General features: G+C 56.6%; 20 protein-coding genes and 1 tRNA gene. 11 read left to right on the forward strand and 10 right to left on the reverse strand.

All coding sequences use genetic code 11. The features are described 5' to 3' along the window. The first annotated feature begins 59 nt into the window (after positions 1-59). The 8 genes from K5Q35_RS22705 to K5Q35_RS17185 all read left to right on the forward strand — a co-directional run bounded on the left by K5Q35_RS22705 (position 60) and on the right by K5Q35_RS17185 (position 7523). A complete protein-coding gene (locus K5Q35_RS22705; RefSeq protein ID WP_259650569.1) occupies positions 60-185 on the forward strand; it encodes a hypothetical protein in 126 nt (41 codons plus the stop codon). 179 nt (positions 186-364) lie between these two features. Then, entirely contained in the window at positions 365-1315 is a 951-nt protein-coding gene (locus K5Q35_RS17155; protein ID WP_013963318.1) for an MBL fold metallo-hydrolase, read from the forward strand. 18 nt (positions 1316-1333) lie between these two features. Then, positions 1334-1753 carry a nuclear transport factor 2 family protein gene (locus tag K5Q35_RS17160; protein ID WP_220800580.1) on the forward strand — a complete coding sequence of 140 codons (420 nt, stop codon included), beginning with the start codon at positions 1334-1336 and terminating at the stop codon, positions 1751-1753. Continuing rightward, on the forward strand, positions 1740-1955 hold the full coding sequence (locus tag K5Q35_RS17165) for a hypothetical protein (RefSeq protein WP_044025406.1): 216 nt from the start codon (positions 1740-1742) through the stop codon (positions 1953-1955). Before K5Q35_RS17160 ends, K5Q35_RS17165 begins: the two co-directional genes overlap by 14 nt. Continuing rightward, positions 1945-3549 (forward strand): FAD-dependent oxidoreductase, encoded by a 1605-nt coding sequence (locus tag K5Q35_RS17170; protein ID WP_220800582.1) that lies wholly within the window; start codon positions 1945-1947, stop codon positions 3547-3549. The genes K5Q35_RS17165 and K5Q35_RS17170 overlap by 11 nt, the downstream gene beginning before the upstream one ends. Continuing rightward, positions 3546-3734 (forward strand): DUF2783 domain-containing protein, encoded by a 189-nt coding sequence (locus K5Q35_RS17175; RefSeq protein WP_013963321.1) that lies wholly within the window; start codon positions 3546-3548, stop codon positions 3732-3734. Before K5Q35_RS17170 ends, K5Q35_RS17175 begins: the two co-directional genes overlap by 4 nt. A 458-nt stretch (positions 3735-4192) precedes the next feature. After that, the gene (locus tag K5Q35_RS17180; RefSeq protein WP_259650571.1) at positions 4193-5236 is read left to right on the forward strand and encodes an amidohydrolase family protein; all 1044 of its coding nucleotides are present in this window, start codon (positions 4193-4195) and stop codon (positions 5234-5236) included. A 625-nt stretch (positions 5237-5861) separates the two neighbouring features. Next, complete coding sequence (locus tag K5Q35_RS17185) at positions 5862-7523, forward strand: ABC transporter substrate-binding protein (protein WP_013963323.1); 1662 nt, start codon at positions 5862-5864, stop codon at positions 7521-7523. A 572-nt stretch (positions 7524-8095) separates the two neighbouring features. Here the strand turns inward: K5Q35_RS17185 and K5Q35_RS17190 are convergent. The 6 genes from K5Q35_RS17190 to hemE all read right to left on the reverse strand — a co-directional run bounded on the left by K5Q35_RS17190 (position 8096) and on the right by hemE (position 13243). Continuing rightward, the gene (locus K5Q35_RS17190; protein WP_013963325.1) at positions 8096-8551 is read right to left on the reverse strand and encodes a DUF309 domain-containing protein; all 456 of its coding nucleotides are present in this window, start codon (positions 8549-8551) and stop codon (positions 8096-8098) included. Between the two features lie 345 nt (positions 8552-8896). Further along, positions 8897-10216, reverse strand: coding sequence for a TRAP transporter large permease (locus K5Q35_RS17195; RefSeq protein ID WP_220800695.1), 1320 nt, complete (start codon positions 10214-10216; stop codon positions 8897-8899). 42 nt (positions 10217-10258) lie between these two features. Beyond that, positions 10259-10831, reverse strand: a complete 573-nt coding sequence (locus K5Q35_RS17200; protein ID WP_220800590.1) for a TRAP transporter small permease — start codon at positions 10829-10831, stop codon at positions 10259-10261. Positions 10832-10888: 57 nt separating this feature from the next. Continuing rightward, the gene (locus tag K5Q35_RS17205; RefSeq protein ID WP_220800697.1) at positions 10889-11923 is read right to left on the reverse strand and encodes a TRAP transporter substrate-binding protein; all 1035 of its coding nucleotides are present in this window, start codon (positions 11921-11923) and stop codon (positions 10889-10891) included. A 155-nt stretch (positions 11924-12078) separates the two neighbouring features. Next, positions 12079-12155 (reverse strand) — tRNA-Met (locus tag K5Q35_RS17210). A 53-nt stretch (positions 12156-12208) separates the two neighbouring features. Continuing rightward, complete coding sequence (gene hemE, locus K5Q35_RS17215; protein ID WP_220800593.1) at positions 12209-13243, reverse strand: uroporphyrinogen decarboxylase; 1035 nt, start codon at positions 13241-13243, stop codon at positions 12209-12211. A 103-nt stretch (positions 13244-13346) separates the two neighbouring features. Here hemE and hemC point away from each other — a divergent pair, with 103 nt between their 5' ends. Next, positions 13347-14291 carry a hydroxymethylbilane synthase gene (gene hemC, locus K5Q35_RS17220; protein ID WP_220800594.1) on the forward strand — a complete coding sequence of 315 codons (945 nt, stop codon included), beginning with the start codon at positions 13347-13349 and terminating at the stop codon, positions 14289-14291. A gap of 168 nt (positions 14292-14459) precedes the next feature. Then, complete coding sequence (locus K5Q35_RS17225) at positions 14460-14882, forward strand: hypothetical protein (protein ID WP_220800596.1); 423 nt, start codon at positions 14460-14462, stop codon at positions 14880-14882. Between the two features lie 19 nt (positions 14883-14901). On the opposite strand, the gene hemF is transcribed toward K5Q35_RS17225, so the two are convergent. The 4 genes from hemF to clpS all read right to left on the reverse strand — a co-directional run bounded on the left by hemF (position 14902) and on the right by clpS (position 18036). Beyond that, on the reverse strand, positions 14902-15795 hold the full coding sequence (gene hemF, locus K5Q35_RS17230; RefSeq protein ID WP_220800598.1) for an oxygen-dependent coproporphyrinogen oxidase: 894 nt from the start codon (positions 15793-15795) through the stop codon (positions 14902-14904). Between the two features lie 74 nt (positions 15796-15869). Further along, entirely contained in the window at positions 15870-16670 is an 801-nt protein-coding gene (locus K5Q35_RS17235; RefSeq protein WP_013963333.1) for an SDR family NAD(P)-dependent oxidoreductase, read from the reverse strand. A 24-nt stretch (positions 16671-16694) separates the two neighbouring features. Next, complete coding sequence (locus K5Q35_RS17240; protein ID WP_220800600.1) at positions 16695-17690, reverse strand: class I SAM-dependent methyltransferase; 996 nt, start codon at positions 17688-17690, stop codon at positions 16695-16697. A gap of 4 nt (positions 17691-17694) precedes the next feature. After that, on the reverse strand, positions 17695-18036 hold the full coding sequence (clpS, locus tag K5Q35_RS17245; protein ID WP_013963335.1) for an ATP-dependent Clp protease adapter ClpS: 342 nt from the start codon (positions 18034-18036) through the stop codon (positions 17695-17697). Positions 18037-18430: 394 nt separating this feature from the next. Between clpS and K5Q35_RS17250 the strand changes: the two genes are divergently transcribed. Further along, positions 18431-19894 carry a D-alanyl-D-alanine carboxypeptidase family protein gene (locus K5Q35_RS17250; RefSeq protein ID WP_220800602.1) on the forward strand — a complete coding sequence of 488 codons (1464 nt, stop codon included), beginning with the start codon at positions 18431-18433 and terminating at the stop codon, positions 19892-19894. The last annotated feature ends 51 nt before the right edge of the window (positions 19895-19945 follow it).

The raw sequence follows: 19945 nt of genomic DNA on the forward strand, positions 1-19945 counted from the left end.
TGTCCACCACAACTGTCTAGAAAACCAACAGAACAAGCAGCCGAAAGCAGGGATCATTTATGAGCACAATTCTTATGGACCTGCTGTTCTGGATCGTTGTTTTTGTTGTTTTCGTCTACGGCTTCAAATGGCTGCAGCGCCGCAAAAAAGGCAAGCAGACAGACCAAAGCAACACAGATCACTGAACAAGACTACGGCGTGCATTTTAAACACACGGGCGTCGATTTTAACGCGCACGGCGGTCAGGCTTTGGCATATCGCCCGCTCCGCTCTTTTCATGACAACGCGTCTGGCGCATAAATGCTGCAGATAGCGGCACCGAACCGGCCACCTTTCCGCGCGCACAAAAGACATAGGAACCACAATGTCCAAAGCATTCGCCTCTCAGGCAGACCTCAGCGAAAAGAAGATCAGCTTTACCGAAGTGGGCCGCGACCTTTGGGCCTTTACCGCAGAAGGTGATCCGAATTCCGGCGTGATCATCGGTGATGACAGCGTAATGATTATCGAGGCACAAGCCACCCCGCGCCTTGCCCATAAGGTCATCGAAAAGGTGCGCGAGGTCACGGACAAGCCGATCACGCATCTGGTGCTGACCCATTACCATGCGGTCCGGGTTCTCGGCGCCTCTGCGTTTGAGGCCCCGCAAATCATCATGTCGGAAAAAGCCCGCGCCATGGTCGCAGAGCGCGGGAAAGAAGACTGGGACAGCGAATTCCAGCGCTTTCCACGCCTTTTTGAAGGGCACGAGAGCATTCCGGGCCTCACATGGCCGACCACCACATTCAATGACCGCATGTCCGTCTATCTTGGCAATCGCCGGGTGGATATCATGCAGCTCGGGCGCGCGCATACGGCGGGTGACGCGGTTATTTATGTGCCGGATGAAAACGTCATGTTTACGGGCGATATCGTGGAATACCAATCGGCCTGCTATTGCGGTGACGGGCATTTTCATGATTGGCCCGGAACGCTGGAGGCCATCCGAAATTTCGACCTGGAGGCCATTGCCCCCGGTCGTGGCGCAGCACTTGCAGGGCGCGATATGGTCAATGCGGCACTGGACAGCACCAAGGATTTTGTCCGCTCGACCTACAGGCCGGCGGCCCGCGTTGCCCTGCGCGGGGGCAGCCTCAAGGAAGCATGGGACGCGGTGCGCGCGGAATGCGACCCCAAGTTCGCAGACTATGCGATCTATGAACACTGCCTGCCGTTCAATGTCGCGCGCGCCTATGACGAAGCGCTCGACATCGACACGCCGCGCATCTGGACCGACAAACGCGATCTGGAAATGTGGGAGCAACTACACGGCTGATAGAAATAAGGAACCACGATGCGTGACGTGACCGCAGAAATCCAAGACTTGTTTGACCGATATCTTTCAGCCTGGAATGCAAGGGACTTTCATGCCGTGGCCGATTGCTATGCCGAACCCAGCCTGTTTATTCTGCCACATGCCACTGTGCCGATTGCTGACAAGGATGCTTTGGTCGCCCTGTTGGGAACGATTTTTGACGGGCTGGATGCCGAGGGTTTCAGCCATACCGAAATCGGAGCGCTCACTGCACGGGCTTGTGGCGAAAACCTCGCTGTTGTGGATGCCACAGATGTAAGGCGCCTGCGCAAAGACGGCTCGGTGCTGGAAATCATCGACGGGCACTATATTGCGCGACAGGTTGACGGCACATGGTGTTTCACCGTCGCCACCGCCTGCGCGCCGGGCTGGAAAGGACAGCGAGATGAGCAAGTTTGATCCGCCCAGATCAGAGCTGATATTCCGCCTATGGGTGTCCATTGCCGGGTTGGCCATGCTGGTCGGTGCCGTGGTATATCGCGGATGGCCAAGCGGCATCGCCATGTTCGAAGTCATCGCGATTGCGGGTGCCTTTTTCGGCGGCACGTTGATCTGGACGATCCGCAAACTGCGAAAACAGGAAGACACGGATGGCGTATGACTATGCGCCCTTTCCCTATGTCGCCCCGCCGGGCCTGAACGCCGCCGAAGCGCGCCACCCCGTGGTGATCATCGGCGCGGGGCCGGTCGGGCTGGCACTGGCCATTGATCTGGCATTGCGCGGCGTGAAATCGGTGGTGCTGGATGATAACAATGTCGTCTCACTCGGCTCGCGCGCGATTTGCTGGTCCAAGCGCACACTTGAGATTTTCGACCGCCTCGGCGTCGGGGATCGCATGTTGGAAAAAGGCGTGACCTGGAAAGTGGGGCGCCAGTTTCACCGTGACACGGAAATCTACGCCTTTGATTTGCTGCCGGAGCAGGGGCACAAGTATCCCGCCTTCATCAATTTGCAGCAATACTACGTTGAGGAATATCTGGTTGAGCGCGCTCAGGATTTTCCCGATCTGATTGATCTGCGATTTCTCAACAAGGTTGTCGATCACACGGACCATGAAGATTATATGACCCTGACCATTCAGACGCCCAATGGCCCCTACAGGCTCGAAGCCGAATGGCTGGTGGCCTGTGACGGTGCAGGCTCCGCAACGCGCCAGCGCATGAACCTCGCCTTTGAGGGTGAGACATTCGAGGAAAATTTTCTGATCGTGGATGTGGAAATGGCCACCAGCCCCTTTGGCACCCACGACACACCGGAGCGGTGGTTCTGGTTTTCCCCGCCTTTTCACAACGGCCAATCCGCCTTGCTGCATAAACAACCCGACAATATCTACCGGATTGATCTGCAACTGGGCCCGGACACGGACCCTCACACCGAAGCGACCAAAGAACGGGTTATTCCGCGCATCAAAGCCATCATCGGCGACGCGCCCTTTCGTCTGGACTGGCAAAGCGTGTATCGGTTTCGCTGCGCTAGGCTTGAGCGTTTCGTTCATAATCGGACGGTTTTTGCCGGGGACAGCGCGCATGTGGTCAGCCCCTTCGGCGCACGGGGCGGCAATGGGGGCATTCAGGATGTGGACAATCTGGGTTGGAAACTTGCCGCTGTCTGCGCGGGCAAAGCACCGGCAAACCTGATCGACAGCTACGATGCGGAGCGTGGGATGGCCTGCGACGAGAATATCCTCAACTCGGCCCGTGCGACAAATTTCATGACACCCAAAAGCCCTATGGAAACGCTGTTTCGTGATGAGGTGCTTTCGCTTGCCGCACAGCATCCCTTTGCGCGCGCATTGATCAATTCCGGACGCCTTTCCTTGCCCTTTGTCCTGTCGCAAAGCACATTGCACAGCAGTGGCGACAGCCATTTGCCCATCGGCAGCCCCGTGCTCGATGCACCCGTTTCAAGCCCAGATGGCACCGGCTGGCTGATCGACAAAATCCCGTCTGACTTCTGCCTTTTGCATGTCGGGCCAGTACCAATCCCCGCAGTCTGCGACCTGCCACGTATCGGTGTGGGGCACCAAAGCGACTATACCTGTTTCGAGGATCCAACAGGTCTGCTGAAACAGCGATACGGCACGGACGACACTTATCTGCTGCGCCCAGACGGTCACATCTGTGCGGCTTTCAGAACCGTTTCAGAGCAGGCTGTAGCAAAGGCGATGAATAAAGCGCTGGGGAATTCTGCATGACGATCAAACCCAACCCGAACTTCCCTGCAGATGATTTTTACGCCGCTTTGCTTGAGGCCCACAAAGGGTTAAGCGATACGCAGAGCCATGCGTTGAATGCGCGACTGGTGCTTATTTTCGCCAATGAGATCGGCGATCTGGAACGGCTGAACGAAATTCTGAACAAAGCCTCTCCAGAGGCATAATTGTCAGCTGCACAGTGCCCGAACCTCAAACCCAGACCGGGCACGGACCGACACAATGATCAGCGTTGAGGTCGGCAAGACAGGGGTTTGCGACGATAACCGATCCCTCTGGCCTCGCATTCATCCTTGCGCGGAATGTGGATTTTTGACAGCCTCCCGTCACATCTTCAGGCACAGATTTACAATCTCTCAGGGCCGCCCGATGTTTTCCTTTGATCAGGACAGTAGGTAATGCCAAGCAAAATCTTGAGGCCCGGGCGACAGGCACTTCTGGGCGACACAACAAGACTGTGTTGCGTGATATCCTCGTGCCGCTGTCTATGGTGCACGCGCCCGGCAGATTTGGCGGCCGCACAGAAGGCGATTACCTGCGGGGCGATCTGATTGTCAAAAATGGCAGAGCTGTTGGCTTGACCACAGTTGCGCACTCACAAAGCCCGCGCATCCTGATCCCCGCTTTGGTAGAAGCCCATTGCCATCTGGATAAGTGTCACAGCATCAACCGTATGCAAGGTATCGGCGGCGACCTTGCCGCTGCCATCGCAGCACAGGCAGTTGATAAACAGCATTGGACTGCGCCCGACTTACGGCACCGTATGGGACGTGGACTGCACGAATTAGATGCAGCCGGGTGCACGCTGGTACGCAGCCATATTGATTGGGGCACGGATGCAGCACCGCCGCTGGCGTGGTCCGTTCTGCAAGAAGTCTCGCGTGATTTTCCGGCAATGAAAATCCAGATGGCAGCACTTACCAGTATCTCGCAACTGGCGGATCGCGACTTTTGTTTTGCTGTGGCACATCACATTGCAAAGCACAGCGCCGGCGTCCTTGGAGCCTTTATTTTGGATCACGACCAGAGTGATGTGAGCGAGGGCCTTGCGAACATCTTTGCAGCCGCAAATCACTTTGGCCTCGCGTTGGATTTCCATGTTGATGAAGGACTGGGGTCCTACAATGGGCTTGAAGCGATATGTGACGCTGCATTGGCAAGCGGCTTTGAAGGGCCAATTCTATGCGGGCATGCGGTCAGCCTGATCGACCATGATGCCTCGACGCGGGATCGGATATTCGACAAGCTGTTGCGTGCAAAGATCGCAATCTGCGCGTTGCCAACGACCAACCTGTACCTGCAGGGCCGCCGCGATGGCACGCCAAACCAGCGCGGTCTGACCTGCCTGCGTGAGTTGCACGACGCGGGCGTACCAATCGTCATCGCCTCGGATAATGTGGCTGATGCCTTTTGCCCTGTTGGCCAGCACGACCCGCGCGCGGCCTTGCATCTGGCATGTCTGGCCGCACATCTTGACCCGCCCATGGGCGACTGGCTTGCCTCAATCACATTGAGCCCGGCGCGTGCATTGGGTCACGACCCGGCCTATGTAGACGTGACACCCATCGACCAACTGCGCCTTTGTAACGCTTCAAGTACCGCCGAAATGGTGGCCACGCGCAACGCATTGTTACCACTGCGCGCGACGCAGAAGGCACCAAACCTGTGACCTCGACGTCTGGAACACCGAACATCGCGTGGAAAACTATGACCGCCCACATGTGACCAAAGAGGTAAAGGCGGCTCTATCTCGCCGTTATCCTCGACCTGCATTTTCACCGCGTCGTCGCTGGTCAGTGCGCAATCGCGTAACGCGCACCACCTGACCGGAAAAACCCCACCATCTTCGAACGGAAAATGGCCTAAAACGAGCGCTCGGGGCGGCCTTAAAATGCGACCGAACCACGTAGTTTCTGAAGATTGGCCGCAACGCACGTACCAGCATGTCGCAAGAAGATTGCAGTGCGACGCGGATAGCAGAAAAAGCGTCGTTGTTGCTGCGGCTTAGCGACAGATTCAATTCATGGTATTGAATTGCCGGTTCATTGTACGCGGGTCAATCGGCGGCCCCGCATCGCCCAGAGTAACAGGATATGAGAGTGGCGGAGACACAATTGGACCTTTATGCGGCACGGTAACCCGAAGATGGGCTTGACGCCACGCGTGAGCGTGTTTGACTAGGCCCACGTCGCCCGTTCGGCGGCTAAAGAAAAGCAGATCAACTGCATCACTCTGCCGAATGAAACATCGGCAACTGCACGCCACTCGCGCGTGTTCCAACAGAGAGGAAGAACATGACATTTTTCACAAGCACCGGCAAACCATTGCCGCGGTCCGTACTGGACTCCGCTGCGAAGTCCGGAAACGACGCCGTGAGCCGCCGGGAATTTTTGGCGCTGGCGAGCGCTTTCGGTGCTACATCCGCGACCGCCTATGCGATGCTTGGCCTGAGCGCACCCAAGGCCCATGCCGCCGCACATACGATGGGTGGCACAGTCCGCATTCAGCAGGAAGTGCGCGCGCTGAAAGATCCCCGCACCTATGACTGGAGCCAGATCGCAAACTTCAGCCGTGGCTGGCTTGAGTATCTCGTTCACTACGAAAACGATGGCACCTTTACAGGCAAGCTGCTCGAAAGCTGGGAGATCAACGACGACGCGACTGTTTACACCCTGAACGTACGACAGGGCGTCAAATGGAACGACGGCAGCGATTTCACTGCGGAAGACGTGGCACGCAACATCATCGGATGGTGCGACAAAAGCCTCGAGGGCAATTCCATGGCTGGCCGCTTTGCAACCCTGATTGACCCAAATACGGAAAAGGCCATCGACGGCGCAGTCGAGGTCGTGGACAGCCACACCGTGCGCCTCAATCTGCCAACAGCGGACATCTCGCTGATCCCCGGCATGGCCGACTATCCCGCGGCGATTATTCCGGAGGGTTTTTCCGCGGAAACGATGCTCGACAATCCGATTGGTACCGGGCCTTACCTGCCTGAATCGCTAGAAGTCGGCGTGAAAGCCGTGCTTGTGCGCAACGAAGGTCACACGTGGTGGAACGCAGGCAATGGTGCCTGGCTGGACCGGGTTGAGTATATCGACTACGGCACAGATCCCTCCGCGTTCGTGGCGGCGGCAGAGGCCGAAGAGATCGACATGACCTATTCTATTGAAGGTGATTTCATTGACGTCTTTGACACTCTGGATGGCTGGCAAAACAACGCAGTTGTGACAGGTGCGACGATCGTGATCCGTCCCAACCAATTGGCCGAGGTCGACGGCATCAAGCCCTACGAGGACAAACGCGTCCGTCAGGCCATTTCGATGGCCGTCGACAACGCAATTCTGCTTGAACTGGGCGCGGCAGGTCGTGGTGAAGTTGCCGAAAATCACCACGTTGGCCCGATGCACCCGGAATATGCAGAATTGCCCCCGCGCAAATATGATCCGGCCGCAGCCAAAGCCCTGATGGACGAGGCGGGCATGGGAGATTTCGAGCATGAACTGTTCTCGATCGACGATGCCTGGCGCAAGGATACAACAGACGCCGTTGCAGCCCAGCTGCGCGATGCCGGTATCAGTGTGAAGCGGACAATCCTGCCCGGTTCGACATTCTGGAACGACTGGACGAAGTATCCGTTCTCCTCGACCAACTGGAACCACCGGCCCCTTGGCGTCCAGATTTGGGCACTTGCGTATCGGTCCGGAGAGGCATGGAACGAATTCGGCTGGGCGAACGATGAATTTGACGCCATCCTGACCAAGGCACTTGCCACACCCGATCTGGAAGCCCGCCGCGCTCTCATGATGAAGGGTCAGGCGATCGTTCAGGACGAAGGTGTAACGATCCAGCCATATTGGCGGTCGCTTTATAACCACACCAGAGAAGGTCTGGTGGGCGGCGAGCACCACATCTCATTCGAAATCCGCCCGGAACAGATGGCCTGGACGTAAACCAAACATTTAACTGCGGGGAGGGGCCGCGCCACAGGCGTGGCCCCTTTCCTATTGATCGCGTGACGGCGCAGGAGATGTGCAACAGGCTCAATCGCAAGCTGGCGGACACTCGGTACGCGCGACCCCCTGATGAACCCATCCGGGACTGAAACCTAGGCCGCCGAAATCATGAGCCTGACAGGCATGGGCGCAGAGTTCCCCGACCAATTCGCTGCAATTGCCCGTCTTCCAATTGCCGTTTTAAAGCGTCTGACGAAATACCTGGAACACCAAGTATCACGTAACGCGTTGAAATCTCCGATTTCAGGCAACGTCGCGTGATTCAGGTTTTTCGCATGACGCTTTAAGCTTCTGGCGTTGCGGTTGATCATTGTCGTCGAACTGGCCGCCGTTCTCTAGCTTCGGACCGGTGCCGCCGCCTTAGTCATGGCGTTTTCCGGCCTCACCGCGCCCGAAACTGCGCGCCCATCGACCATATGGGGTTCGACTGCTTTTGCCACGATCTACGCGCATGGTAGGCTGATCTAAGTGGTCCGAAGACCCTAAGCGTATTTTGCGCCGCAGTTGTCCTATTTCATTGCGTGCTTTGCGATGAGCCGTGCCTCACTGACGAGGGAGACCATATCCGCCACATTCAGCCCCAACACCTTACTATCCGTCGGGCAGCGGGATAAATGCGTATCCACCATATCACACAAACGCCATGCAGCGCGCGGTTGCAGCATCAGCACCTTGAGGCGCGCATTGGCGAGTTGAATGAGGGCCAGCACCATGTCACGTTCGGGGCTTGGATCTTTAGTCTGGATCCAGACCGCCTCCAACACTTCATGGGACTCCCAGAAATACCCGGCGTCATAATACAGCCGCCCGGCAATAAATGCGGGTGTCTTGTGCAACTCCCCGACTGGAACATGCGGCGTGACCGAGCGCTTGATCGGGTCGAACCAGTCGTCGTGATGCCGCGGACTGAAACCCGGTACATAGACATGCGGTGGCATCGGAATGTCGTGAGAGGAATTAAGCACGGCATTGCTCCAAATTAGGCAGGTTAGACACAGGGGTTAAGGTGGCTCCGCAGAAAATACGCATTTTAAGCTGGCACCGACGGGTCTGGCACTCAGGCCCGTCAGTACCATAACGGCGCATATTCGTTTGCTGGCCGCAAGATTACGCGCCACGATTGCCTCTTGCCTTGCCTCCCAGCGGCAAGTGGCCGTCATATCTGTGACACGCGTAACCGTATGCAACTCGAATCCCTCCCAAGACCCTGCAAACGCCACCGGGAGCATCCTGCACTAACTGTCGCCCATCGCAAGTTGTTCCGGCAACAATTCCACAGTCATCTCCCTTTTTGGGCGAACTATTACACTTTAAACGGGAATTAGAAACAGCGTAATCGCTGGGAACGCGACCAGCACCGCAACCCGCACGATATCAGAGCCGACAAAGAACAATACGGCTTTGTATGTTTGTGTAATCGGCGTCTCACGATCCATCGCATTTATGATGAAAAGGTTCATGCCAACAGGCGGCGTGATCAGGCCCACTTCAACCACAATCAAAACGAGGATACCGAACCAGATGGCCACATGTTCCGGCGACATCCCAAAATCCATCGCCGAGATCACAGGGAAAAAGATCGGAACGGTCAGCAGGATCATCGATAGGCTGTCCATCAGGCAGCCGAACACGAGGTAGAAGAGCAGGATGATCGACAGGACAAACCACGGGCTATAGTCCTGCGCCAGCACCCAGTCTGCCATGAACTGCGGCACGCCGGAGAGCGCCAGAAATCCATTATAAAAACTGGCTCCCAACACGATGAAAAAGATCATCGCGGTCGTGCGGCCCGTCCCCAAGAGACATTCCTTGAACGTCTGCCAAGTCAGGCTGCGCGACACCACGGCAATCAGCCCTGTACCTGCCGCACCGATCGCGGCCCCCTCGGTCGGGGTAAACCAGCCCAGATATATGCCCCCGACGACCACGCCAAAAATGGCCAGCACAGGCCATGTCGCCCCCAAAGCGCGCCAACGATCGCCCATGGGCACAGGCGCGCGCGTGCCGGCTGCATCGGGGTAAAGGCGCACATATAGTGAGATGGTGAGCATATACCCCAGCGCCGCGAGAATGCCTGGAATGAACGCCGCAAGAAACAGCTTTGCGATGTTCTGCTCGGTGATGATCGCATAGATCACCAGAATAACTGACGGTGGGATCAGAATGCCAAGCGTCCCGCCAGCAGCAAGGGTCGCCGTGGAAAACCCGCCGGAATAGCCGTAGCGGCGCAATTCGGGCAAGGCGACCTTGGACATTGTGGCCGCCGTCGCCAAAGACGATCCGCAAATCGCACCAAAGCCCGCGCAAGCCCCAACCGCCGCCATGGCAACACCGCCCCGCCGATGGCCCAGAAAGCTTTCCGCCGCCTTGAAAAGGGCCTTGGACAGACCCGAAAGCGTTGCAAACTGCCCCATCAGCAAAAACAGCGGGATGATCGTCAGGGAGTAATTCGAAAACGTGGTATAGGTCTCGGATTTGAGCTTTGCAAGCAACGGCACCGGGTTGCCATTCATCGCGTAATACCAGCCCCCAAACCCACAGAGCAGCATCGCCAGCCCAATCGGCGCGCGCAAAAACACCATGACCAGCAGCACCAGAAAAGACCAAAAGCCAAGCTCGAGCCTGTCCATCTGGGCAAAGGGTAAAAGGTCAAGCAACGTTGTCATGAAGGGTTATGCCTGCGGCAACAGGCTGCGGCCCGTCACGCTTTCATACACACGCATGATCGCACAATAGACCGCCACGATGCAGGTTACGACCGAGGCGACAAAGCTGGCCGCATAGGCCCACCACAGGGGAAATTGCAAAAACAGCGTCGTTTCACCATTGCCGAAGTACCTTTGCAGTCCACCAAAAAGCTGCACGCTGATCAGGATCAGGCATGCGGTCAGAATAACCTCCCAGAACGCCATCACATAGCGCGTCACGGCCTGCGGCAGGTTTGACGTGAACACATCGACGGTGGCGTGGCCGCTGTACAACTGACAGATCGGAAAGAACGAAAATATCGCAAAGGCGACCCCGGCCTCCAGCAACTCGTAACTGCCTTTGACTTCCCCCACACCAAGGTCGAGCAAAGTACGAGAAAACGCGCCCAAGGCACGGGATGCAAAATCCGTATGCAAGAAATCGCCAAGCGACCGGCCAACAATCGACACTGTGGTCAACATGATCAGCGCCACCAGAACAAAGCCCCCGATGATCGCGGTGCTCCGGGCGAGCAGTTTCACAGCCTGATGCATCATGATCTGCCCCACCGGGGGCGTTTTGGGGCGGGCATGTTCACAATCACGTAAACGGGGTTATTCGGTGTATTGATCAATCAGCATCCGCGCCTCGTCGATCAACGCCTGACCATCAATGCCCTTTTCGGACATTTCCGCGACCCACTCGTCATAGATGGGTGCCGCAACATCGCGCCATTCCTGTGCCTCGTCTGCGGTCAGGGTCACGATTGTGTTGCCCCTGTCCGCTGCCAATTGGCGTGCGGGTGCGTCATTGTCTTCCATGACACCACCCGCAAAGACCGAGAATTCCAGCCCGGAATTATCATCAATGATCTGACGCAGATCATCCGGCAGGCTGTCATAGCGGTCTTTATTCATGGCCAGCACAAAGGTCAGAACATACAGCGCGTTGCCGGTGAATTCGGTGTGATTGTCCACCAGTTCAGGGATTTTCAGGGCTGTGGTCACTTCCCAAGGGATTGTGGTGCCGTCGATGACACCTTTGGACAGCCCCTCAGGTACCGCAGGCACGGGCATGCCCACCGGCGCGGCCCCGACCTTTTCCAGAAGAGAATTCACTAGCCGCGAGCCGCCACGGATTTTCATCCCTTCCATATCGGCGGGCGTGCGCACTTCTCTGTTGGAATGGATGATGCCCGGCCCGTGAACCCATGTCCCCAGGATTTCCACGTCCTGAAAATCCGTGTCCTTCATATGGGTTTCGAACATTTCCCAATAGGCACGGGACGCCGCACGGGCGTTGGTCATCATGAAGGGCAGTTCAAACACTTCGGTCTGCGGAAACCGGCCCGGCGTATAGCCCACGACCGTCCAGACCACATCGGCAACACCATCAATCGCCTGATCCATCAATTCCGGTGGACGACCGCCAAGCTGCATGGATGGAAAGCGGTCGATCTTGATCCGGCCCTCGCTTGCCTCTTCGACGTTATCCGCCCAGACATCGAGGATCAGCTTAGGCACATTGGCCTGCGGTGGCAAAAACTGATGCAGGGTCAGTGTCACTTCCTGAGCCGATGCAGCACCACCAAAGCCCAAGGATAAAGCGGCGGCGGCGACCAAGTTCAAAAACCGCTTACGTGAAATCATCATATCTGTTCTCCCCCCGAGCAACTGTTTGGTATGGTCACGCAACTGGCCTGACCGCCTGCTTAAAACGCTAAGGCAGATGGAAAAGCTTGTCACCCATGTTTGTGAACTCATCGGCCGGTCCGGCCTCAAAGAGGGTAAGCGAAAAAGTGGAATGGTGGCGTTACCTGGACTTGAACCAGGGACCTAACGATTATGAGTCGTTCGCTCTAACCAACTGAGCTATAACGCCATCGAAGCGTCAGTTATTCCAGCCCGCTCTGACCGTCAAGGCACAATCCGCGTTTACTGCCCGCGAACCGCGTCAATCATGCGCTGCACATTATCCGGGTCTGCATCCGGCGTGATGCCGTGACCGAGGTTAAAGATATGCGGCCCGCCTGAAAACGCCTTTACGATTGCGCGCGTCTCATCAATCAGGGCCTGCCCGCCCGTCACCATATGGCTTGACGCCAGATTACCCTGCACGCAGCCATCGACCTGCACATTGGCCGCCGCCCAGTCCGCGCTGATCGAATTATCGAGGGCGACGCAATCCACGCCAGTGGCTTTTGCGAATCCGATGTAGCCATCCCCTGCCTCACGCGGGAAGCCAATGACCGGAGTATCCGGATGGCGCGCCTTGATCGCGGCGGTGATCTCGCGCGCAGGTTCCAACGCGTATTTCTGGAAATCCGCGCCCTTCAGCGACCCGGCCCAACTGTCAAAAATCTTGACCACCTCTACCCCGGCCTCAATCTGTTTGGACAGATATTCGATGGTGCCTTGTGTGATCCGCGCCAGAAGTGCCTCGAACAATTCCCGGTTTTCGTCTTTCAGCGCATGCGCAGGTGCCTGATCGGGCGTGCCGCGCCCGGCAATCATATAGGTCGCCACCGTCCAGGGTGCCCCGGCAAAACCGATCAGCGTCGTTTCCTGTGGCAGCTCCTGGCGCAGAATACGCACGGTTTCGTAGATCGGGTTCAGAACCGCGTCGATCTCGCCCACGGGCTTGAGCTTGTCAAAATCCGCCTGTGTTGTGATGGTGGACAACCTCGGCCCCTCGCCCGTGACAAACCACAAATCCGCCCCCAAAGCTTGCGGCAACAGCAGGATGTCGGCAAACAGAATGGCCGCATCGAACCCGTAGCGGCGGATCGGCTGCAACGTCACCTCGGCGGCCAATTCCGGATTGTAACATAGCGACAGGAAATCACCGGCCTGCGCGCGCGTCGCTTTGTATTCGGGCAGATATCGTCCTGCCTGACGCATCATCCAGATTGGAGGGGTGGGAAGTGTTTCGCCTGCCAAAGAGCGCAGGATGGTTTTTGCCGCAGCCATGATCGTCCTCTTCGTAACTCAAAACGTTGGTCTTCGTCTCAGCCGGTATTGTCAAGTCACAGACGGGTTGTCAGGATAAATTGACGCGCTTAAAGAGGTGATCATGACAGTAAAGCTTCCTTCCCCCGACTCGCCCCTCAAAATCGGCACCCGTGGCTCGCCCTTGGCGATGGCTCAGGCGTTTGAAACTCGTGCGCGCCTGATGCAAGCCTTTGATTTACCTGAGGATGCCTTCTCCATCGTCGTGATCAAAGTCACCGGTGACATGATTCAGGATCGCGCGCTGAAAGACATCGGTGGCAAGGGTCTTTTCACCCGTGAAATCGAAGAAGATCTGCTGTCAGAAAAAATTGACATCGCGGTGCATTCGATGAAGGACATGCCGACGCTGCAACCGGACGGGCTGGTCCTTGACACCTATCTGCCGCGTGAAGACGTGCGTGATGCGTTTGTATCCCCCACACTGAGCGGTATCGCTGATCTGGCGCAGGGCGCGGTGGTTGGCACCTCAAGTCTGCGGCGCAAGGCACAGCTGCTCAACCGTCGCCCCGACCTGAATGTGGTCGAATTTCGCGGCAATGTGCAGACGCGGCTGAAAAAGCTGGCCGATGGGGTGGCGGAATGTACCTTTCTGGCCTCTGCTGGCCTGAACCGGCTGAAAATGGACGAGGTGCCAGCAACGCCGATTGAGGCGGATGAAATGCTGCCTGCCGTTGCACAGGGGGCCATTGGCATCGAACGCCGGATGGCGGATCAGAACACCGCTGATTTACTAAGTGCAATCCATCACATTGAAACCGGCCAGCGTCTGACGGCGGAGCGTAGCTTCCTGCTGACGCTTGACGGGTCATGTGAAACGCCCATCGCGGGCTTGGCTGAACTTGATGGTGATCAGCTGCGGCTGCGCGGTGAAGTGCTGCGGCCAGACGGATCGGAGTCTCTGGCGGGCGAACGCAGCGGCCCAATTGCGGACGGCGCAGAAATGGGGCGCATACTTGCGCAGGAACTTCTGGACCGTGCCGGGCCCAAGTTTTTCGAGTGGCGTTGAGAACAAAACCTTCGGCACGCAGGTCTCGACCGCATTCCATTTTGCCACAAAGCGATATGTAGTATTTGATTTTTCTCAAGAGGTTGCGCATGCTACGCATCTCTGCGGGCAATGCCGTCCGCCGTTTTCTATAAAAAGACCCTTAGCTAAAAACGATCAGGATACTTCATGATTTACTCATCTTTCGAACAATATACGCGCTCATTCATCTCCTCCAGATTCTGCGCAACGGCGATCGCCGTTGGCATTGCGTTATGTGCGTCCAGTGCCGTTCATGCACAAACGTTCATGACCCAAGGTGAACTTTTGGCCACGATACCAGGAAGCCAAATGTCCGGTGTATCAAATCAGGATAACAAAACGCCTTGGGTCCAAGCCTATAGCAAGGCAACCCAAAAGAAGACCGGTAAATACAACGGTATTTGGGGTGGCAAGGACAAATACACCGGCGAATTCTTTGTGAAAGGCGACCAGTGGTGCGAAAAAGGCGACTGGGGGCAAAAGTGCTGGAGCGTAGAACGCGTCAGCGCAAAAGAACTGCGCATCTACGACAATGGAAAGCCCAAAAAGAACACATGGATGCTGAAATAGCGCGTCGCCTGCCGACCCGCTAAATCCACTTCGCCAAAGGCGGCAGGCTCATCAACACGGCGTTTGCGTCGTGGCCTGTCTCCAGACCGAACTTGGTGCCGCGATCATAGACGAGGTTGTATTCGGCATAGAGCCCGCGATGCACCAGTTGCGCGTCTTTGTCTGCCTCGGTCCAGTCGTGCGCCCGGCGCTTGCGCACCAATGGCACATAAGCGGGTAGGAACGCGCGCCCGATGTCCTGCGTCAGGGAAAAATCCTGTTCCCAATCGTTCGTGCAGTGATCATCCATGAATATCCCACCCACGCCGCGTGCCCGATTGCGATGCGGGATATAGAAATATTCATCCGCCCATTCTTTTAGCCGCGGGTAGAAGTCTGTTCCATGTGGGTCCAGTTTTTCCTGTTGCTGGGCGTGAAAATGGGCGGTGTCCTCGTCGTATTCGATGCAAGGGTTCAGATCGGACCCGCCACCGAACCACCACGCATGCGGCGTCCAGAACATCCGCGTGTTCATATGAACCGCAGGCACATGCGGGTTTTGCATATGGGCGACAAGGCTGATCCCGGAGGCCCAGAACCGCGGGTCATCCTTCATGCCCGGAATGCCCTTACGCGCCGCCATCGCGGATTGCGCGCGGGTGCCGAGGGTGCCGTAGACGGTGGAAATATTCACACCGACCTTCTCGAACACACGACCGCCGCGCATCACGCTCATCAAACCACCACCGGCGTCAGAGCCATCATCGCTCTGGCGTTTGGTCTCGCTGACATCAAAAACGGCCGCCTCTCCATCGCTGAGCGGACCATGCGCGTGATCACTCTCGAGCTCTTCAAAAGCTGCCACGATCTGATCGCGTAATTCACGGAACCACGCGGAGGCGCGTGTTTTTTCTGTATCAAAGTCTGTGGTCATGGTGCAGCCTAATGTGTCAGTTTGTCCTGACACTATCTCTAAACTGCTTTGCCGCGCTAATCCAAGCGCAATTGTCAGTGCGCCGGCGCCGCAACAGCATCCAGCAGACTACGCCCGCCGTCGACCGTCATGATTTCCCCGGTCATGAAGCTGGAACTCTCCGCCGCAAGAAACTGAACGGCATCTGACAACTCGGCCGGACCCGCAATACGTGCCAGCGGTGTTTGGCTGCGAATTTCATCGCGCCACTCACTATGCTCACTCATTGATGTCTTAAGCGATGCACTCATCACCGAACCAAAGGCGATGGCGTTCACGCGAATACGCTCAGGCGCCAGAACAAGCGCCATGGAGCGGGTCATCTGTTCAAGTGCGGCAGAGGCGATTGAATAGCCCATCAACTCCGGGCGCGTGGTGCGCGCGGTGATCGAACTCAGGTTGATGATCGATCCACATTGACCTTCTGGCTGGTCAACCCCCTGCTTAATCATCCTTTTCGCAACTTGCTGTGTCAGATGCAGCGCCGTCATCAGGTTTTGCTCCAGCAAAACAGAAACCGATGTGTCCTCAAAGTCCAAGGCATTCGTCTCAAGCACCTGCCGCGACGCATTAACCAGAATATCGACCCGGTCAAAACTATCAATCGTCGCCGAAACCAGATTGGCAATTGTCAGCCTCTGGCGCAAATCACCGCCAAAATAGCGCAGATTGCCATCTTCGGACAAATCACCCCACTCTTCGGCCAGCCTCTTTTCGTCAATGTCGGCACACATCACATTCGCGCCGCGATCCGCAAATTGCCGGGCGATCGCCAAGCCGATGCCGTTCGCCGCGCCGGTTACAATCGCCGTTTTGCCACTTATGGAAAAAGACATGAGTCTCCTTTCAGGATAGCCAGCCTAGCGCCGGACCTGTCGTTTTGGACGCGCTGCATGAAACAGTTTAAAGCGTGTATCACCGCCAACTTCAAAGCAATTTGCAAAGCTGTCTTGCAGGCACTGTTCGTAAGGCAAATGGCGGTTTGCCACCATCCAGAGCTGCCCCTGCGGCTTGAGCATCCCCGCCGCAGCCCTGACAAACGCCTGCCCCAGTGTTGGATCTGCCGCACGGGATGTATGAAACGGGGGGTTCATCACCACCGTGTCCACCTTGCGCTCTGCTTGCCATGTGGTGACATCGGCCCAATGAAACACAGCCCTTGGGTCAGTCACATTGCGCCGCGCGCATTCGAGCGCCATATGATCAGCCTCGACAAGGTGTACCGCTTCGATCTCCGGACGGGTCAGGATGTGCGCAGACAGAAATCCCCACCCCGCCCCAAGATCTGCGACATCGCGCCCAAGCTTGGCGGGCAAAGCATCCGCCAGCAAAGCCGAGGCCGGATCTATTTCGTCCGCTGAAAAAACGCCCGGTGCCGTCCAGAACCCGCCTTCGGTCAGAGTGGGCCCGTCGCGCCAGTCTGCAAACACGCTTGCATCCGGCGTTGCGCACCAGAACAACTTGCCATGAGCTTTGGAAATTGGCGCAGACACCTCTATACGCTTGCGCATGTCACGCAGAATACTATCGATACCGTCAGTTTTTTGCCCATCTATGATCACCACGCCCGCGCTCAGCGACATGGCCTGTGCGATCAAGGCGCGCGCTTCCTTTTTGGCGCGGGGCAGGCATACAATCGTTGCGGCGTTCGGTGAAGTGAGTTCAGTCTCGCAGTGGTAATCCCGCGTTTTCCACGTGTCATATGCGGGTTTGAACCCATCTATGATGCAGGTCCGCTCACGCGGCAGATCCACGAGCCGCGCATCGACAGGCGGCTTCACAACCGTGATTTGGCCAGTGTCGGGCAGCACAAGGCCACCCTCACTCAGAGCCAGCACCAGACGGGCGTCGATCACCAGATTACTCTTCTTTTTCCATGGTGCACTGTAGTGGATGCTGGTGGCGGCGCGCAAAATCCATCACCTGCGCCACTTTCGTTTCAGCGATTTCGTGGCTGAAGACGCCAACGACCGCGACACCTTTTTTGTGCACTGTCAGCATGATCTCAAACGCTTGTGCATGATTGAGGCCAAAGAACCGCTCAAGCACATGCACCACAAATTCCATTGGCGTGAAATCGTCGTTCAGCAACAAAACCTTGTAAAGCGGCGGGCGCTTTGTCTTCGGTTTCGTAGCGGTCAGGATGGACGTATCGCCATCGTCTTCCGAACGGTCCGACATCATGTATAAATCGCGGTGCATTGCTGCTCCTGATGTTGACGGGTGTGGTGAGTCCTTGAACCGCTTATATAACCTGTCTGAGCGTTTAGAAAAGGGGCAAGGCTAAGCGGAAAATTCCGCCCCTTACCAAGTTCGATGTCACTGCGGTCTGCGCCACCGTTGAATGATCCAGAGAATCGCACCGCCGCCCCGGTGAAACAACCGCGGCTCAGCGCATTTTGGCAGAGTTACGCTCGTCTTTGTCGAAAACGGCTGATGCCTGCGCTTAATTTGCATCAAGTTTAAGCTTCATCGAAACTTAACGCCTTCGCTTTAATTCAATGGTTTATCGAAATCAAAAGCTGTGTTAGCGTCAGCGCTAATAAAGCCAGTCGAAAAAATTCGGCGGCATGAGGCAGAAAAAAAGGCGGTTATCATGAAGGTTCGGCGCACCTGGCCGGCCCGCTATGGGCTATATGCATTCGCGGTTTTATGGATGCTTGTTGTTTTACCTCTCAGTGCAGCAGCGGCCCCCTATGCGGCATTTGTGATGGATGCGCGGACGGGCGAGGTCTTGCATTCACGTAACGCGGACACACGGCTTCACCCTGCATCCTTGACCAAGATGATGACGCTTTACATCGCTTTTCAAGCTGTCGAAAACGGTGAGATTTCGCTGGATACCAAGGTCAAGATTTCCCGATTTGCCGCATCCGAGCCTCCCTCGAAGCTTGGGCTGAAATCAGGCCAGCGGATCGCCTTTCGCTATCTGATACGCGCCGCTGCGATCAAATCTGCAAATGATGCCGCAACCGCTATTGGTGAAGCGCTCGAAGGGTCAGAAGCAGCATTTGCGCGGCGTATGACGCGGACCGCAAAAGAACTGGGCATGACCCGCACAACCTTCAAGAATGCGCACGGTCTGACGGAAAGCGGACATATGTCCACAGCGCGTGATATGTCCCTGTTGGGCCGTCATGTGCTTTATGATTATCCCGAATATTATAATCTGTTTTCCCGTCGCTCGACACATGCGGGTGTGCGGGATGTCGCGAATACGAACCGACGCCTCTTGGCGGCATACCGCGGCGCTGATGGGATAAAAACCGGCTACACGCGCGCTGCTGGATTCAATCTTGTCGCCTCAGCAGAGCGCGGACAGGAACGTATTATCGCAACTGTTTTTGGTGGCACGTCGACGATCGCGCGCAATGCACGTGTCGCAGAGCTGCTTGATATGGGATTCAAACGTGCCCCAAGTCGGGCAACTGTGCGCAAACCTCAAAAGCCGTCCTACTTTGCCTCCAGCCGTCAGGGAACGCGTGACGCTACGATCATGACAGCCAGTCTGCGGCCCCAAATAAGACCCACGGTCGCATCGGCCGCGGTAGCAAGCCCGGTAAACGCCGAGGACATCATAGCCGCCGTCGAAGAAGCGAAGACTTCGACCGCAAGCATCGCAAGTACAACCGGAATTCTGAATAGCGATATAAAATCGGCATTGATTGAAGCACAGGAAACGCCGGCACCAAGCACAGCGGCCCCATTGGGCGGTGTCGCCCCAGTGTCCATCAGGCCAGCCATGCGGCCCAAGGATCTCATAAACGCGTCATTGGATCAGCCAGTGGGAAATGAAGTCGTAACCCGGCTTTCAACATCAGGCGGGCGGCAATGGGGCGTAAATGTGGGACAGTTCGGCAGTCGGTATCTGGCAGAACGCGCCCTTTTGACAACCGCGCTCACGGAGATGGAGACACTGGATGGGACGTTGCGCAAGGTCGTGCGCCGACCGACTGGCTTTGATGCAAATTTTCTTGGGATGACCGAAGATTCCGCCGACCTCGCCTGTCGTCGCCTTGAGGCACGTAACATTTCCTGCAAAACAGTCGGGCCCTCCTGAATCCAAACAAAGTTCAGGACATAGGAAACCACCGGCACCAAACGCGTGGTC

The sequence above is a fragment of the Roseobacter sp. OBYS 0001 genome (assembly GCF_019654895.1).
Taxonomy (GTDB): domain Bacteria; phylum Pseudomonadota; class Alphaproteobacteria; order Rhodobacterales; family Rhodobacteraceae; genus Roseobacter; species Roseobacter litoralis.